Genomic DNA, 17,230 nt, shown 5'->3' with positions numbered 1-17,230 from the left:
CTCGCCATGAACAAACCGTTGTCTTCCCGTTTTTTATTAAAATCATTCGGTATGGTTGCCGTGTGCATGAGTTTAGCTGCTTGTGGAGATAAAGCTTGGTGGTCAAATAATGATGAGCCTGAATTAGAAAGCCAACAGATTAAACGTCTAATCCCATCGCGTGTACATGATCGTGAGTCATGGGCTAAAGATATTGACGACATTATGAAAGACTTGGATATTCCTAAAACCAAGAAAAATGTCTGTAGTATTGTGGCTGTAGTAGATCAAGAATCTAACTTTGTTGCCAACCCTCAAGTACCGGGATTAGGCCAAAAAGCAGTTGAAGAAGTTAGCACACGTTTAAATGAAAAGTTTGAAGATAAGCTTGGTAAAACCATTGGTGGAACAATTGCCGGTTATTTTGAAGAAGTGCTAAGAACTCAGCCTTCTCCCGATAACAACTATATGAGTCAAATGCGCAAGGTTAAAACAGAGAAAGACCTCGACTTACTTTACCGAGAAATTTTCGATTTTATGGCTAAGCATTACCATGTGAGTGCATTAACAGGTGCTGCCAAATTGGTTGGGCAAGATATTGGCGAGAAAATGAACCCTATTACCACCTTGGGTTCTATGCAAGTTCATATTAACTATGCGAAAGCCAATAAACGCTCAAGCATGAATACCGCTGCACTTCGTGATGACTTATATACTGAATATGGCGGTTTATATTATGGTATTCATCGTTTAATGGTTTATCCAGCAGACTATGATAAAGCCATTTATCGATTTGCAGACTATAACTCAGGTATGTATTCTAGCCGTAATGCTGCTTTTCAAAGCATGTTAAATGACCTAACAGATACTGAAATCAGTCTTGATGGTGATCTACTTCTTTACACAAAAGATGGTGATCCGCGTCCGACTCAAAGCCAGTCAGAAAAAGAACTGATTACAGTATTTGCAAAAAATAATGTATTGGTTACCCCACGTCAAATTCGTGATGACCTTAAATTAGAAAAAGAGAAAAAGTTTGAAAGTACTCAAACCTATATTGCTCTGACGAAACTTTATAAAGCAAAGACAGGTAAAGAACCTATCTATGCAATGATGCCACAAGTGGTCATTTCTGGGCCAAAATTAAGTCGTGACTATAATACCAACTGGTATGCAACCCGCGTAAACGGACGATATGAATCATGTATGCAACGAGCGAAACGCATAAGACTATAAAAAGTCTCGCCCTGTTCGATTTTGATGGAACCTTGTGTAGTAAAGATAGTTTTACAGGTTTCATCTTTTATGCTTTGTCTAAGCGCCATATTGTTAAACAAGGTTTGAAAATCCTACCATGGATTCAAGCCTACTATCTTAACTTTTATCCAGCTCATGCTATGCGTGCCAAGTTATTTCGCAGCATGTTCAAAAATACCCCTGCAATTGAACTACAAAGATTAGGTGAAGAATATGCACAAGAGTTAGTCTCTTCGCTTTCACCTGAACTTTTCACACAATTACAACATCATCAGTTACGTGGTGATCGAGTGGTGCTGGTTTCAGCTTCAATTGATGTCTATCTTGCTCCACTTTGCAAACTACTAAATATCGAATTAATTTGTACTGAAACTCAAATTAAAAACGGCATGATGACAGGTTACTACTCCACCCCAGATTGTAGTAGTGAACAAAAGAAATTAAGAATACATCAGCAATATACGCTCCAGCATTACCATCAAGTTTATGCGTATGGTAATAGCTCAGAAGACCTAGATATGCTCAGTCTCGCGACACACCCCTATATGGTGGGTGAAGACCACGTGCTACCTCGTTTAACGCCAGAAAAAAAGCTCGCATAAAGCGAGCTTTTTTATTTAAACATAACTTAATAAATTGCCATATGATCACGATGAATCATTTCAAGTGAACGAGCTTCACCTAACACTTGATAAACCTTATCTGAGGCTAAGCCTTTAATAATTTCAGCAGATCGTGAACTGAAATTCACTCGACCTACTGCAATACGTTTACCTTGTTTATCTACACATTCAACCACATCGCCACGATCAAAATGTCCTTCAACAGTTTTAACTCCAACAGGGAGCAAACTGCGATGTTTTAATTTAATCGCTTCAACAGCGCCATCATCAATTACAAGACGGCCTGCCGTTTGTAAATGAGCAGCGAGCCATTGTTGATGAGCAGTCATACGGTCTTTATCTGTAGTAAACAACGTACCTAGCATTTCACCTGCCATCGCACGTGACAAGACATTATCACTTTCACCACTCGCAATGAGCGTTGGACAACCCGATTTAGCAGCTAAACGTGCGGCACGAACCTTAGTCACCATACCACCTCTGCCGAGCACACCACCACCGCCAGCCATTTCGAATAAAACATCGTCCATGGCACGAACAGTAGAGAGTAATTTAGCATCGGGATTGTGACGCGGATCTGAATCAAACATACCCTGCTGATCAGTTAAAATGATCAACAATTCTGCATGAACCTGACCTGCAACCATCGCAGCTAAAGTATCGTTATCACCAAAGCGAATCTCGTCGGTAGATACCGTATCATTTTCATTAATAACTGGAATCACACGCCAATCAATCAAGTTTTGCAAAGCATCACATGAGTTTAAATAACGACGGCGGTCCGCTAGATCATCATGGGTGAGTAAAACCTGAGCAGTACGAATACCATGTTCTTCAAGCACACTAGACCAAGTATGAATTAAACCCATCTGCCCAATCGCAGCACAGGCTTGTAGACTGGGTAGATCGGTGGGTCGACTTGCAAGCTTCATACGAACCATACCTTCAGCCACAGCTCCAGAAGACACTAGAATAATTTCGTGTCCGGCATTGTGTAGATCTGCAATCTGTTTCGCCCAATGCGAAATAGCATTCAAATCTAAACCTTGCCCATTGGCTGTGAGTAAAGATGATCCGATTTTAACAACGATTCGTTTACACTCACTGAGCTGACGTTGCCCATCGACCACTTCTATCATGTTTTCCTCGGTTTTTTAGTCACGAACGTAGATGCTTTCTACATCATTGTCGTCTTCATCATCGTCAAAATCATCATCATCGCCCAACATGCCTTCAAGACGTTGTGCTCGACGCATAGCACGATATGCTTCTTTTGCCGCAATGGTTTGTTCACGTGTTTCAACTTCTAGTTGTTCACGGAAAGCTCTTACTTCTGCTGCATATTCAGGATCTTCAACTTCGCGTTCACGTTGTTGTTCAATCTGATCCATGAGGTAATACACAACGTCTTTTGTACCTTCACTTAATAGACCTGATGTCTTAAAGACAGGCCCAGTCCACTCTAGTTCATCTAGAATATGCTGACACCACTCTTCACGACTTTCTTCAGCAATCTGATCCAGTTTATTCAGTACTAAAACAATCGGAAGTTTAGCCAAAGTAGGAGAAAACTTAGCTAACTCATTCATAATTGCTTTTGCATTATGCGCAGGATCCGAACCGTCAATTGGTTGCACATCAATAATGTGTAAAAGGATACGCGTACGTGCTAAATGTTTAAGGAAACGAATTCCCAAACCTGCACCTTCCGCTGCACCTTCAATCAAACCAGGAATATCGGCCATTACAAATGAACGATGACGGTCAGCATCTACAACACCCAAGTTTGGAACCATGGTTGTAAATGGATAATCTGCTACTTTTGGTTTTGCAGCACTTACAGCACGAATAAAGGTTGATTTACCAGCATTTGGCATACCCAATAAACCAACATCTGCCAATACTTTTAATTCAAGACGAATTTCACGAAATTCACCTTTGATGCCTGTCGTACATTTACGCGGAGCACGGTTAGTTGATGATTTAAAGTGGGTATTCCCTAAACCACCATCACCACCACCTGCAACCAGAATTCTTTGGCCATCTTCAACCAAATCGCCAATAATATCGCCTGAATCTGTATCAACAATTGTTGTACCAACGGGTACTTTTAAAACCACATCTTCACCACCACGTCCGGTACAGTTAGCGCCTGCACCATTCTTTCCGCGTTCAGCACGGAACTTACGTGTGTAACGGTAATCGACTAGCGTACTCGTATCATCATCAGCTTGAATATAGATACTTCCACCACGTCCGCCATCACCACCATCTGGGCCACCAAATGGTACAAATTTTTCACGGCGAAAACTGGCTACGCCATTGCCACCGTCGCCAGCCTCTACGGTAATGACTGCTTCATCAACAAAGCGCATCTGCCAATCCTCTAAAAACTCTAAAACCGCCTATTCTGCCATATTTTCATAAAATTCTCGAATAGAAAATGGGACAATTCCCATTTATAACGGTCTGTTTTTATCTTTAAGTCATCAAAAGCATTTTAGATTTACAAATACGGGCTTTACCCAACATAAAATGCAGAATAACTATTTAATTTTTAAGGATGGACATTACGTAATGGCAAGGTCATTTGCATATCAAGATTTGCTTTTGTTTTTGGAACCGAATTATACATGATCGCATTAAATGAAGAGACATTCCCCATTTCCATAGGGTCATTCACTTGTAGACTTGGGTTAAATCGATGTTTAACCGATAAATTTACTGGCTCATCAAATTCAAAATAAACAGGACCATCAAAAACAATTTTAACTGGAATGGTATAACTACGTTTTAAATTAAAAGGAACATCCAACTTGATGGGAATATCTAGCTTAAGTGGAAATTTTGGCAAAAATTTACTTTGATAGACGAGGTCAGTCGTAGTTTCAAGAGGCATAACCTGATCAATTTTTAAAGTTGTTGAATAGTCAACACTCACTGTAATTGGTGTCTCTACAGCAAAACTTAAATCTGCCAGATATTTCCCTTTTAAAGGTAAAGTCAATTGGCGGTCTATATCTAATGTTGTATCAAGTTTACCAATAGATTGGACCTGTAAAGTATTGCCAACTTGAATCTTTGTTTCTAAAGAGTCAGGTAAAGTAATATCTGCATTATGAGCCGAAACAACTAAATTAGCTTGAATATTGAGATATACCCAAAACATAACAGCAGCAAGGATCATCATTAAGAAAAAACTGATTAACATACTTTTGAGTGAACGAAACATTACTATTCACCCTATTGATCAGTTGTTGTCTGCGATGTTTCTGAACCCACTACCCGATTTAATCGCATAGTGGACAGAGGAATTTTCAACTCACCATTTGCAATCTTCACAGGCAATGTATTTTTCACATCGACCGAAGCATTTAGTGCTGTTTTAACAGGAACATTCAAATTACCCTCAATTGGAATATTAGTATCCAATCTTGCTTTTAGAGGAATATGGAGATTTTCTTTTAATACCGTCCGTACTGGCGCATCAAATTTTAAATGAACCTTTTGCTCAAGCGGAACATTAATATCAATCGGAACATCAAGTTTTAATGGAATTGTCCCTTTCAATGGTAAGGTAATATCACGTCCCAAAACCCTCACTTGAACCTTCGTATCGATTGGTAAATTCTGCTCAACTTTTAAAGTTTCTTTGACAGGAATTGTAGTGCTAATCGGCACCATATTATCGAAGTAAACACGCGGGGTTAATGTTTGAGTTAATGGAATATTCAGTTTCTCATCAATTGGAATACTGGCATTTACCCGCCCTTTTACATCCACGTTTAAAGCATCTTGTACTTTAACCTTAACTTGTAGAGGTTCTTGCAAGTCAATAGCAACTGCCTGATTTTTCAGTGGAATATAAATATTAAAGTGCTTAAATACCCATATTGCGATGAGTACACCACATAAATTGGCAATAATGATGAATATAAAAACGACCAACAAACGTTTAAACTGCGACAATTCCTATCCCTTACTATTTTCTTTTTTTCCTTAATTTGTATTCTCATTTATTTACAAAAAATAGTCAGCATATATTTTGTACGGTTGTAAAAAAACCCAGTCTAAACTGGGTCTTTTTGTGAAAATATTTTATAGATCGTTAAATGATCTTAAGCATTCAATTCTGCTGGAATTTTTTTGTAGCTTACGCCGCACATTTGTTCAGCGATACGTAATACCTGACAGCTATAACCAACTTCGTTATCGTACCAAACATAAGCAGTTAAACGGTTACCAGAAGTAATCGTTGCTTGAGCGTCATATACACCAGCAGTACGAGAACCGATAAAGTCACTCGATACAACTTCAGTCGAGTTGGTATAACCAATTTGCCCTTGAAGGCTAGAGTTAATCGAAATTTGACGAATGTATTCGTTCACTTCTTCACGATCAACTTCTTTATCAAGCGTTAAGTTCAAGATAGCAAGAGATACGTTTGGCGTAGGAACACGTACAGAGTTACCAGTTAACTTACCTTTCAACGCAGGTAATGCTTTAGCAACAGCTTTAGCAGCACCAGTTTCAGTAATAACCATGTTCAATGTAGCTGCACGACCACGACGATCTGCTTTATGGTAGTTATCAATTAAGTTCTGGTCATTTGTAAATGAGTGAACAGTTTCAACGTGACCGTTAAGAACTTTATATTTGTCATCCAATACTTTAAGAATTGGAGTAATTGCATTTGTTGTACAACTTGCAGCAGAGATGATTTTGTCTTCATCTAAGATGTCTGTGTTGTTTACGCCAAATACAACGTTTTTCATTTCGCCTTTACTTGGTGCAGTTAATACAACACGTGCAACGCCTGGGCATTTCAAGTGTTGGCTTAGACCTTCAGCATCACGCCATTTACCAGTGTTATCGATTAAAAGCGCGTTTTGAATACCGTATTCAGTATAGTCAACTTCACTTGGGCTTGATGCATAAATCACTTTAATGAAGTTACCGTTAGCAATGATTGCTTCGTTTTCTTCATCAACAGCGATTGTACCAGCGAAAGTGCCATGAATAGAGTCACGACGAAGTAAAGAAGCACGTTTTGCTAAATCGCCATCAGAAGATTTACGCACAACGATTGCTTTAAGGCTTAAGCCACGACCTAAACCTGATTGGCTAATGATTAAACGAGCCAAGATACGGCCAATACGACCAAAACCATAAAGAACTACATCTTTAGGTTGTTCAGAAGTTGCACTACCTTTAATTGACTCAACTGCTTGAGCAACAAAAGCGTCAACATCACCGCCTTTTTCTTTATATTCAACAGCAAGTTTACCGATATCAACTTCTGCAGAACCAATGTTTTCAACTTTTGCTAAAGCTTCTAAAATTGGAAAAGTATTTACAACAGAAAGCTCAACATCTACAACACGTGTACGACGGTGAGTTTTCAAAATTTGAATAACAGAACGGTTAATTAAAGAGCGACCGTAAACAGATACGACAATATTTTTTTCACGGTATAATTGACCGATTACGGCAATCATACGTTCCGCGATTTCTTCACGGTTTTTCCAACGGCCTTGGTGTTCAGCATGCAGGGCGATGATAGTGTCTTTGCTCACAGATACGTCCTCTAATTAATTATATCTAGGCGTGATTTTTTAAACCCCGTAATTGTAATGGAATTATCGACAAGAATGAATCAAAAGCTGACGTTAGTGACTAGATTTTCCTAAAATTCATCATAAATTCATAAAATACCTATAATTATTTTTTATTATCTTATTGTTTAAAGCAGCTAAATTTTTGCTTTTTCTTACTTTTTAGATTCTGATGCTCTAATCTTGAGCATCATTTTTTAATCTTTTCTGATATTTCGCGATGTTTAGCTGCAAATTTTTGGCTTTTTGACGTTGTTGATAAAGGTGAACTGCGCCTTCTAAAACGAGTACAAATACTGCACACCAGATCGGAATATAAGTAAACCATTCTTCTTGGCCAATACTCTCCCCTAAAACTAGAGAAGCTAAAGCAAGCAAAACTGGTTCCAAATACCCTAAAAGACCAAACACAACTAAGGGTAAAAAGCGACTTGCCAGAATATAACTTCCCAAACCAATAGCACTTAAAATTCCAAGCCCAATAATGATCAAAGCAAGACTCGGTTGATCTATAAATTTGCTATAAGGGAGTAAACCTGTATGAGTTAAATAAATCGCAATCGGCAAAATAATGACTAAGTCCCACCAAAAGCCGCCTAAATTGTCTGTTTTAATTTTTTTACGCAATAAAAAGTAGGCAGAATAGCCAACTGCAACCAATGCAGTTTCCCAAGCAATACTTCCTAAACGCCAGATTTCATGGCCGACGCCAATGACAGCAAGAATAATTGCGACCCATTGAAATTTAGAAATTTTTTCGCCATACAGCACACTTCCAGCTAATACTAAAACAAGCGGCAACAGAAAATATCCTAAAGATACTTGCAGGCCTCGCCCATGCATAGGCCCCCATAAAAACAGCCAAAGTTGGACTGAAGTTAATACGGAGGTTGTAATTAACAACAATAATAAAGATGGCTTAGCCAAAATACGCTGGTAGATATTTTTGATATACGCTAAATCGCCACTCCACCACATAAACAAAGTTAGAAATGGGATTGTTGCAATAATCCGCCATCCAAAAGTTTGTTCACTATCAAGCTGGCCTAACAATTGAGTATAAAAATAAAGTACGCCAAAAGTGACAGATGCCATGACAGACAAGCTCACGCCCTTAAACATCACCACCCTCTTAGACTTTAGTAAAAATAGCTCACCACAATACTTGATTTATCCACTATAAAAAAGAAAAAACCATGTGAAAACATGGTTTTTTCTTAATCAGACATTTACATTTATTCTTTATGTTCTGTACGGATAATATCGCGAATATCAAAACCCAATGTTTTTGCATAATTTAGATATTCATCCACCACTTCTTGTTCAGGATGAGGAGTTCTTGATAATACCCAGAGATATTTACGAGAAGGTTCTCCGACTAAAACAGTTTGATAGTCTTCATCTATTTTTAAAATCCAGTAATCTCCGCGAATAACTGGAATCCATCGCACAGCTTCCGGTAAGAAACTCACCTTTAATTTGGTGTTATATGGCGGGTTAACCACGAATGCTTCACCAATAGATTGCTGTAATTGTTTTCTATTGTCATAGCAGCGGTTATCTACAACCACATTTCCATTTTCATTTAAGGTGTAAGTTGCAGATACGTTATAAGCACATTTTTTTTGGAAAAATGCAGGCTTACGGGCAACTTCATACCAAACACCTAAATATCGGTCCAGTTCAACTTTATAAACAGTTTGCAAGGGTTTCGGCTGAGCATAGACATAGGTTCCGACAGCTAAACCAGCCAAAACGACACCGCCCAACGCAATTTTAGCCAAACGCCAACTGGCTTGCGGAACATTATTTCTAAATGCCATTGTTGCCCTCAACGATTAGTTGTGAATACAAAAGAACTCAAATATCTACAGTAGCTTGTTTTTTAAACACATTATGTAGCGTTATGTATTCATTTATTGCAACATCTGCGCTTTTAATCGAAGAATTTCATCACGTATCCGCGCTGCTTGCTCAAACTGTAAATCTTTCGAGGCTTTTAACATCTCTTTTTCAAGCTTAGTAATATGTTTACTAAACAATTTAGGGTCTGAAAGAATATGTCTTTCATCAGCACTCAATGCTTGTGCTTGTTCAAGTACTTTTTCATCAATCTCGTCGTCTGAAAGTACCTCACCCGAGTCAATTTCTTTGACAGCCTGACGAACCGCACTACGTGGCGTAATACCATGCAACTCATTAAATTCAATTTGCTTGGCTCTACGGCGATCAGTTTCATCTATTGCCTTTTGCATAGAGTCAGTAATTCGGTCAGCATATAAAATTGCTTTACCTTTTACATTACGTGCAGCACGACCAATTGTCTGAATGAGTGAACGTTCCGAACGTAAAAAGCCCTCTTTATCTGCATCTAAAATAGCAACCAAAGAAACTTCTGGCATATCCAGACCTTCACGTAGCAGGTTAATACCGACTAAAACATCGAATACACCTGTACGTAATTCATGAATAATTTTGACACGTTCAACGGTATCAATATCTGAGTGGAGATAAGCCACCTTAACGCCATATTCTTTTAAATATGAAGTCAGATCTTCTGCCATACGCTTCGTTAAAGTCGTAATTAATACCCTTTCATTCAAATTCTTACGAATATTAATTTCCGAAAGAACATCATCCACTTGGGTTAATACAGGACGAATCTCAATTTCAGGATCGATGAGACCTGTTGGACGTACCACCTGTTCAACGATTTGGTCTGACTTTTCTAATTCATATTTAGCAGGTGTTGCACTTACAAAAATGGTAGTCGGTACAATACGCTCCCACTCTTCAAACTTCATTGGACGGTTATCAAGCGCACTTGGTAAACGGAAGCCATAATTTACTAAGTTTTCTTTACGCGATCGGTCACCTTTATACATCGCTCCAATTTGCGGAACCGTAACGTGTGATTCATCAATAATCAGCAAAGCATCTTCTGGAATATAGTCAAATAAAGTCGGCGGAGCTTCACCAGATGGTCGTCCAGACAAATGACGTGAGTAGTTTTCGATACCATTGGTATAACCCAACTGTTGCATCATTTCCAGATCGTAACGTGTCCGTTGCTCAATACGCTGTGCTTCGAGCAATTTGTCATGTTCACGGAAGAATTTAAGTTGATCTTGTAATTCATCCTTAATTGTATCGATGGCACGGGTTAGATGATCTTTTGGCGTTACATAGTGACTTTTTGGATAGATCGTTACCCGAGAAACTTTACGAACCATTTTACCAGTTAGCGGGTCAAACCAACGGATTGAGTCGACCTCATCATCAAATAGTTCAATGCGAATAGCATGTTGATCAGATTCTGCTGGAAAAATATCAATAATTTCACCGCGAATTCGATATGTACCACGTAAGAATTCAAGTTCATTACGCGTATATTGCATTTCAACCAAACGGCGGATGATTTCATCACGGCTTACTCGGTCACCCTCGACCACATGCAGCAACATTTGCATATAAGCATTTGGATCACCCAAACCATAAATTGCAGATACCGATGCGACAATAATTGCATCACGTCGCTCTAATAAAGCGCGTGTTGCAGATAATCGCATCTGGTCAATGTGATCATTAATGGCTGCATCTTTTTCGATGAACGTATCCGAAGATGGAACGTAAGCCTCTGGTTGGTAGTAATCGTAATAACTTACAAAATATTCAACCGCATTATTAGGAAAGAAAGATTTAAACTCACCATAAAGCTGGGCTGCCAAAGTTTTGTTATGGGCCATCACAATTGTAGGGCGCTGTGTTTGAGCGATTACATTTGCCATGGTATAGGTCTTACCTGAGCCAGTTACCCCTAGCAATAACTGATTACGAAAACCATGCTCGATACCATTGACCAGCTTTTCAATTGCCTGTGGCTGATCACCTGCTGGCTGATAATGAGTGACCAAATCAAAAGGTTGATTTTCGTTCAAAGTTATCTCTCTTTATGAAAAAATTGAATTTAACGTCTCCCCTTTTAATGGGGATTTTTATCTTAATTTAAAGTGCAAATTGAGTTGGAAATTCAATGTAAAAGATTAAGCATCTTAACACTTGACCAATACTATAATCAGTTGCAACATGAAGCTATCCATTAAATAAAAAGCATAACCATGACCTATCAATATCATGATGAAAGTATTGTAACCGAACTTCCAGAAGATACAGTTTTTGTATTTGGTAGTAACCTTGCTGGACAGCATGGTAGCGGTGCAGCACGCGTTGCCAGTCAACACTTCGGTGCAGTTGAAGGTGTGGGTCGCGGCTGGGCTGGTCAAAGCTTTGCAATTCCAACTTTAAATGAACACATTCAACAAATGCCTCTTTCCCAAATTGAGCACTATGTTGAAGATTTTAAGATATATGCAAAAAATCATCCTAAAATGAAATATTTTGTCACTGCTTTAGGTTGTGGCATCGCAGGTTATAAAGTTTCTGAAATTGCGCCACTTTTTAAAGATATTGATCACAACGTTATCTTTCCAGAATCTTTTAAACCTTATGTTGAAGATAATGCTGTTTCACAATTTCCAACATTAACTCAAAAGATGGTAAAAAGTTTCATTAATGATGAAGTAATTTTTTACTTTAATCACGGAAGTGAATCTTTTGAAGAAGCCTTAGATAAAACAGATTTATCAGCTGCTGAAAAAGCGATTGCTCTTATTGTTTTAAATGAAGAGCTCTACCCTCGAGATCGATATGGCCGAGGCCGCGATCATGAGCTTAGCGATATTTTAGGTAAGCTCAACGGTAAAATTTTTGACCTGCATGGAAACTCTGAGGGCGCTATGATTTTTGTGAGTGCAGTCGTTGCACTCATGGAACTTTATGATTTTGACGAGCAAGACTTTATCAAGTTATGGCGTGGTGAAAAGAATATTGATCACCCAATTAATCGTTAATTTCTCTAATAAACTTATGAGCTAAGCAGATAATATCTGCTTTCTCATTATTTTATTTTTACTTACATTTAATTTTCTTATTTTTAATTATTCTAATAAATTTAAGTTCTTTATATTCCCAAATCTTAATTTTTCTCATTATACTTTAAGGCAAACTGAATACTTAAAGAAACATATGGAAACTTTAGATTCTTCAATTTTTGACCTTAGCCCAATTCCAATGTGGATTGAGGATTTCAGTGAAGTTAAACAACAATTTGATCTATGGAGAAATCAAGGTATTGAAAACCTCCATGAATTTTTAAGCCAAAATAAAAATTTAATTATTGAATGTGCGCATAAAATTAAAATTATTCGTGTGAATCAAAAAACATTAGAACTTTTTGAAGCAAAAACTCACGAAGAACTGTATTCGAGTTTAAATCTTATTTTTAAAAAAGAGATGTTTGAATCACATATTAATGAATTAGAAGAACTATGGAATGGTAAAACCCATTTTTCAAGTACGACTGTAAATTACACTTTATCGGGCAAACGTATTGATGTTCAGTTAAGAGGCTCAATTTTACCCGGTTCTGAATCGACCTTTGAACGTGTACTAATTACTACAGAAGACATTACACCTTATCAAAATGCGCTTCGTGAAGAAGAAAAAAATCGTCGCTTGGCTGAATCCATGTTTATCTATTCACCTACATCTCTTTGGGTGGAAGATTTCAGCCGTATAAAGAATAGAATTGATCAACTTAGGCTATTGGGAATTGAAGATTTTAGAACGTTTCTAGATGTTCATCCTGAATTTGTCCGCCAGTGTGTAGAAGATATTCTAATTTTAGATGTTAATCAGGCAACTCTTGATTTATTTAAGGCTCCTGATAAATCCACACTTTTCAGAAATACACATAAGGTTTTTGCTGAAGAGATGATTGAAACATTTCGCGAGCAACTCATCGAATTATGGCAAGGTAATATTCATCATAAACGTGAAGCCATTAACTACGCTTTAGATGGCCAAATAAGAAATGTATTGCTTCAATTTACCGTTTTTCCCGGTTATGAAGAAACTTGGGGGCTAGTACAAGTTGCACTTACAGATATTACCGCGCGGAAAAAAGCGGAAAACTATCTTGAATATTTGGGACAACACGATGTCCTGACCAAACTATATAACCGCGCTTTTTTTACAGAAGAACTTAACCGTTTAAACCGAAGCATTATTCGCCCTGTTTCTTCAATTTTCTTAGATATGAATGGATTAAAAGAAACCAATGATCAGTTTGGTCATGATATTGGGGATGGTTTATTGCGTCGCGTTGGAAATATTTTAAGTCAGGCCATTTTAAATACGCCCTATACGGCTTCTAGAATAGGTGGCGATGAATTCGTGATCTTAATGCCAGGTGCAGATGAAGCAAACGTTCAAATTATGCTTCAGACCATTCAGGAGCTTTTTAATATCGACAATCAATATTATTCAAGCCATCCAGTTAGTATTGCAATTGGACATGCAACTACTCAAACAAATGAACAAATTGAGGACATGTTAAAGCGAGCAGACCATCACATGTATCAAAAGAAAAAAAGTTATTATCAGGAAATTTTATTCAATCAATAAAAAAACAGGCATAGTGCCTGTTTTTCAAAATTAGCGTTTTCCCATAGAACGACGCGTACCACGTGGAGGCATCCACGTTCTATCTGCGTATTGCTCTGGTTTAGGACGTACTTGGTTGTGTACCGCATCGTCGGCTTGATTGCTTTCATTCGGCATTGGGAATGGCAATTTCACCAAAGCCTTTTTCTGTTTTGGCTGTTGCTCAGTCATGATTCATTCTCGAAATTTCGATTGCGACTTATTATAAATGATTTTTATCATTTCTTTCCAAAAAAGCTTCAATTGAATAAAACAGCGACAAGATCTTTCTTAAATCAAAATTTTTTACATCTAAAAATACCTACATCCGCAAATTACTTAATTTTTGCGATAAGATAGTATGCTTTTTATTTTTTAATCCCATAAGAGGAATATTGCCGTGGACGTACGTCTTTCTGATCGTGTCAATGCTATCAAACCGTCCCCTACACTTGCTGTAACCAACAAAGCTGCTGAACTTAAAGCTGCTGGCAAGAACGTGATTGGTTTAGGTGCTGGCGAACCAGACTTTGATACCCCGCAACACATCAAAGATGCTGCAATTGAAGCGATTAATAATGGTTTCACCAAATATACGGCTGTAGATGGTACTCCTGGGTTAAAAAAAGCAATTATTGCTAAATTTAAGCGTGATAATAATCTTGATTATCAAGCGAATCAGATTTTGGTTTCATGTGGTGGTAAGCAAAGCTTCTTTAACTTGGCACTTGCTCTATTAAACAAAGGCGATGAAGTTATCATTCCAGCACCTTTCTGGGTAAGCTATCCAGATATGGTCATTATTGCTGAAGGTACTCCAGTCATTGTGAAATGTGGTGAAGATCAACGTTTCAAAATCACTCCTGAACAATTAGAAGCTGCTATTACACCTAACACTCGCTTAGTTGTATTAAACAGCCCTTCTAACCCGACTGGTATGATTTATAGCAAAGCTGAATTAGAAGCTTTAGCTGAAGTTTTACGTCGCCACCCACAAGTATTTGTTGCATCTGACGATATGTATGAACCAATTCGTTGGGAAGATGAGTTCTACAACATCGCAACAGTTGCTCCAGATTTATATGACCGCACGATTGTTTTAAATGGTGTATCTAAAGCATATGCAATGACTGGTTGGCGTATTGGCTATGCAGCCGGTCCAGCAAAAATCATTGGTGCAATGAAAAAAATCCAATCTCAATCAACTTCTAACCCAACTTCTATTTCGCAAGTTGCTGCTGAAGCTGCATTGAATGGTCCACAAGATGTTTTAGAGCCAATGATTGAAGCGTTTAAACGCCGTCATGACTTAGTTGTAAACGGCTTAAATGACATCAAAGGTATCTCTTGCTTACCGGCTGATGGCGCTTTCTATGCCTATGCAAACATTCGCCCTCTTATTCGTGCAAAAGGCTTAAAATCTTGCACAGAGTTCTCTGAATGGTTACTAGAAGAAACTGGCGTAGCAGTAGTACCTGGTGATGCATTTGGTTTAGGCGGTTTTATGCGCATTTCATATGCTACAGCTGACGAAGTACTTGTTGATGCATTAGCACGTATCAAAAAAGCCGCTGACTCAATTGAAGGTGTAGATGCTGCGATTGCATCTATTGAAGCTGAAAAAGCTGCGAAATAATCTGCATTTTGCATAAAAAGGGTTCTCTTTAGGGAACCCTTTTTTAATTGATCTATGCTTTTTTTTTCTTTGGCACCATATAAATAACCAGAAAAATTCCAAACAAAACCATAAAACCAGAGAAAATCACTCGGCTTGTTACAGCTTCATTCACAAATAAGCTTCCACCTATAATTGCCAAACATGGCACACTCAACTGCACAGTACTGGCCGTCATTCGATCAATATGCTTCAAAATTGCATACCAGAGTACATAAGCTACACTTGAAGTCACACCACCAGACAAAATTGCTAATACCGACCCCTGCAAATCAATATACCGCTCTTGATTAAGCAATACATTTGCAAAAAAAACGATTGGCACAGCTAATGTAAAGTTTGCCAATGTACTGCCGACAGGCTGCGTCATATTACGACCCACGATGCTGTAACCCGCCCATGCCAAACCAGATATCACCATAATTAGAGCATATCCCCAATCAGGCGCGTGAGCACCCGGTAATAGCAAAACAATGATTCCAGCTAAAGCAATACATAAGCCTATACCACGGTATATACCAATCTGCTCACCATGCCAATAACCGTAAAGCACCATAGTCAGCTGTACAACGCCAAACAATAGTAAAGCACCGATACCAGCATCGATTTGAAGATAGGCGCACGAAAATGCCAAAATATAAATCGCTAGAAAAAATGCGTTTTTTAGACTCCATTGGACTTTGGCTTGAGGTGATTTTGAATATGAAAATAGCCCCAATAAAACAACTGCACCACTTACTACTCTTACTAGACTAAAACTCATTGGGTCAATATGATGCCCTGCTAGAGCCAAACGGCACAACACGGAGTTTGCTGCAAAAGCCATCATTGCTAGTGCAATTTTTAAAAGCATTATCCCTATGCTCCTGCTATTTTTTTATAGTGTATAAGAAGAACCTCTTATCTATCTAATTCATTATGCAACTCATTTAATTCAATTTTTATAATAAAGGAATATTATATTAGATTGACAAGTTTCGAAGATTCACCTTATCAGTTCATTTTTTAACTATAGAATTGACATATCGATGACTTAATAATAGGCTAATATCAAGTTCCATTTTAGAACCTAAAGAATTAAAGGACTCAAAAAATGAAAAATCCGATGGAAATGACTGGCCTTGAATTTTTACAAGCCATGATAGATGGCCACATTCCAGCAGCGAGTATTAGTAAAACCATACCTATGCAACCTACTGAAATTTCAGAAGGATCTGTTACTTTCAAAGCCCAAGCGGATCATAACCATCTAAATCCACTCGGTGGCGTACATGGTGGTTTTGCTGCCACAGTCCTAGATTCGGTGACTGGCTGTGCAGTACATACGATGTTACCTGCGGGTGTAGGCTATGGCACAATCGACCTTAACGTGAAAATGTGCCGCCCCATTTCAAAGAACCTTCCTTTAATTGCGACAGGCAAAGTCATTAATTTAAGTAAAAATTTAGGTATTTCCGAAGGAAAGATTATTGATGAGGAAGGTAAACTGTATGCCTACGCAACAGCAACCTGCATGATTATTCGTCCCTAAGGATTAA

16 protein-coding genes are annotated in these 17,230 nt (G+C 38.1%); 6 read left to right on the top strand and 10 right to left on the bottom strand.

All coding sequences use genetic code 11. The annotated features are described in order from the left end of the window. Positions 1–6 precede the first annotated feature (6 nt). A complete protein-coding gene (locus F968_RS04555; RefSeq protein ID WP_034596550.1) occupies positions 7–1,215 on the top strand; it encodes a DUF1615 domain-containing protein in 1,209 nt (402 codons plus the stop codon). Then, on the top strand, positions 1,182–1,838 hold the full coding sequence (locus F968_RS04550; RefSeq protein WP_004790765.1) for an HAD-IB family hydrolase: 657 nt from the start codon (positions 1,182–1,184) through the stop codon (positions 1,836–1,838). Before F968_RS04555 ends, F968_RS04550 begins: the two co-directional genes overlap by 34 nt. Before the next feature lie 26 nt (positions 1,839–1,864). On the opposite strand, the gene proB is transcribed toward F968_RS04550, so the two are convergent. The 8 genes from proB to uvrB form a co-directional block, all read right to left on the bottom strand. Further along, positions 1,865–2,998, bottom strand: a complete 1,134-nt coding sequence (gene proB, locus F968_RS04545) for a glutamate 5-kinase (protein ID WP_004790764.1) — start codon at positions 2,996–2,998, stop codon at positions 1,865–1,867. Positions 2,999–3,013: 15 nt separating this feature from the next. Next, on the bottom strand, positions 3,014–4,234 hold the full coding sequence (gene cgtA / locus F968_RS04540) for an Obg family GTPase CgtA (RefSeq protein WP_004790763.1): 1,221 nt from the start codon (positions 4,232–4,234) through the stop codon (positions 3,014–3,016). Positions 4,235–4,416: 182 nt separating this feature from the next. Then, the gene (locus F968_RS04535) at positions 4,417–5,091 is read right to left on the bottom strand and encodes a hypothetical protein (protein WP_004790762.1); all 675 of its coding nucleotides are present in this window, start codon (positions 5,089–5,091) and stop codon (positions 4,417–4,419) included. Positions 5,092–5,102: 11 nt separating this feature from the next. Beyond that, positions 5,103–5,828, bottom strand: a complete 726-nt coding sequence (locus tag F968_RS04530; RefSeq protein WP_004790761.1) for a hypothetical protein — start codon at positions 5,826–5,828, stop codon at positions 5,103–5,105. 149 nt (positions 5,829–5,977) lie between these two features. Beyond that, positions 5,978–7,435: a glyceraldehyde-3-phosphate dehydrogenase gene (locus F968_RS04525; RefSeq protein WP_004790760.1), complete on the bottom strand. Its 1,458-nt coding sequence runs from the start codon at positions 7,433–7,435 to the stop codon at positions 5,978–5,980. Positions 7,436–7,651: 216 nt separating this feature from the next. Then, the gene (gene rarD, locus F968_RS04520) at positions 7,652–8,599 is read right to left on the bottom strand and encodes an EamA family transporter RarD (protein WP_081399477.1); all 948 of its coding nucleotides are present in this window, start codon (positions 8,597–8,599) and stop codon (positions 7,652–7,654) included. A 110-nt stretch (positions 8,600–8,709) separates the two neighbouring features. Further along, a complete protein-coding gene (locus tag F968_RS04515) occupies positions 8,710–9,297 on the bottom strand; it encodes a lipocalin family protein (protein WP_004643647.1) in 588 nt (195 codons plus the stop codon). A gap of 93 nt (positions 9,298–9,390) precedes the next feature. Then, positions 9,391–11,412, bottom strand: a complete 2,022-nt coding sequence (uvrB, locus tag F968_RS04510; RefSeq protein ID WP_004790758.1) for an excinuclease ABC subunit UvrB — start codon at positions 11,410–11,412, stop codon at positions 9,391–9,393. Positions 11,413–11,592: 180 nt separating this feature from the next. Here uvrB and F968_RS04505 point away from each other — a divergent pair, with 180 nt between their 5' ends. Both F968_RS04505 and F968_RS04500 read left to right on the top strand, forming a co-directional pair. Next, positions 11,593–12,384 (top strand): A1S_2505 family phage non-structural protein, encoded by a 792-nt coding sequence (locus tag F968_RS04505; RefSeq protein ID WP_004790757.1) that lies wholly within the window; start codon positions 11,593–11,595, stop codon positions 12,382–12,384. Positions 12,385–12,559: 175 nt separating this feature from the next. Beyond that, positions 12,560–13,999, top strand: coding sequence for a sensor domain-containing diguanylate cyclase (locus F968_RS04500; RefSeq protein ID WP_004790756.1), 1,440 nt, complete (start codon positions 12,560–12,562; stop codon positions 13,997–13,999). Between the two features lie 30 nt (positions 14,000–14,029). Here the strand turns inward: F968_RS04500 and F968_RS04495 are convergent, their stop codons facing one another. Continuing rightward, positions 14,030–14,209 carry a hypothetical protein gene (locus tag F968_RS04495; RefSeq protein ID WP_002118942.1) on the bottom strand — a complete coding sequence of 60 codons (180 nt, stop codon included), beginning with the start codon at positions 14,207–14,209 and terminating at the stop codon, positions 14,030–14,032. Positions 14,210–14,417: 208 nt separating this feature from the next. On the opposite strand from F968_RS04495, the gene F968_RS04490 reads away from it, so the two are divergent. Next, positions 14,418–15,653: a pyridoxal phosphate-dependent aminotransferase gene (locus F968_RS04490; RefSeq protein WP_004790755.1), complete on the top strand. Its 1,236-nt coding sequence runs from the start codon at positions 14,418–14,420 to the stop codon at positions 15,651–15,653. Between the two features lie 52 nt (positions 15,654–15,705). On the opposite strand, the gene F968_RS04485 is transcribed toward F968_RS04490, so the two are convergent. Then, complete coding sequence (locus F968_RS04485) at positions 15,706–16,545, bottom strand: DMT family transporter (RefSeq protein WP_004790754.1); 840 nt, start codon at positions 16,543–16,545, stop codon at positions 15,706–15,708. A gap of 240 nt (positions 16,546–16,785) precedes the next feature. On the opposite strand from F968_RS04485, the gene F968_RS04480 reads away from it, so the two are divergent. Further along, positions 16,786–17,223, top strand: coding sequence for a PaaI family thioesterase (locus tag F968_RS04480; RefSeq protein WP_004790753.1), 438 nt, complete (start codon positions 16,786–16,788; stop codon positions 17,221–17,223). The last annotated feature ends 7 nt before the right edge of the window (positions 17,224–17,230 follow it).

The organism is Acinetobacter sp. NIPH 817, assembly GCF_000368405.1.
Lineage (GTDB): Bacteria > Pseudomonadota > Gammaproteobacteria > Pseudomonadales > Moraxellaceae > Acinetobacter.
The sequence above is the reverse complement of the archived record's forward strand: the minus strand, read 5'-3'. Positions and strand labels throughout refer to the sequence as shown.

Excerpts from the sequence above, each read along its gene's own strand:
- F968_RS04555 (WP_034596550.1), top strand. The coding sequence starts at position 7 with ATGAACAAACCGTTGTCTTCCCGTTTTTTATTAAAATCATTCGGTATG.
- F968_RS04550 (WP_004790765.1), top strand. The coding sequence starts at position 1,182 with ATGTATGCAACGAGCGAAACGCATAAGACTATAAAAAGTCTCGCCCTG.
- proB (WP_004790764.1), bottom strand. The coding sequence starts at position 2,998 with ATGATAGAAGTGGTCGATGGGCAACGTCAGCTCAGTGAGTGTAAACGA.
- cgtA (WP_004790763.1), bottom strand. The coding sequence starts at position 4,234 with ATGCGCTTTGTTGATGAAGCAGTCATTACCGTAGAGGCTGGCGACGGT.
- F968_RS04535 (WP_004790762.1), bottom strand. The coding sequence starts at position 5,091 with ATGTTTCGTTCACTCAAAAGTATGTTAATCAGTTTTTTCTTAATGATG.
- F968_RS04515 (WP_004643647.1), bottom strand. The coding sequence starts at position 9,297 with ATGGCATTTAGAAATAATGTTCCGCAAGCCAGTTGGCGTTTGGCTAAA.
- F968_RS04505 (WP_004790757.1), top strand. The coding sequence starts at position 11,593 with ATGACCTATCAATATCATGATGAAAGTATTGTAACCGAACTTCCAGAA.
- F968_RS04500 (WP_004790756.1), top strand. The coding sequence starts at position 12,560 with ATGGAAACTTTAGATTCTTCAATTTTTGACCTTAGCCCAATTCCAATG.
- F968_RS04495 (WP_002118942.1), bottom strand. The coding sequence starts at position 14,209 with ATGACTGAGCAACAGCCAAAACAGAAAAAGGCTTTGGTGAAATTGCCA.
- F968_RS04485 (WP_004790754.1), bottom strand. The coding sequence starts at position 16,545 with ATGCTTTTAAAAATTGCACTAGCAATGATGGCTTTTGCAGCAAACTCC.
- F968_RS04480 (WP_004790753.1), top strand. The coding sequence starts at position 16,786 with ATGAAAAATCCGATGGAAATGACTGGCCTTGAATTTTTACAAGCCATG.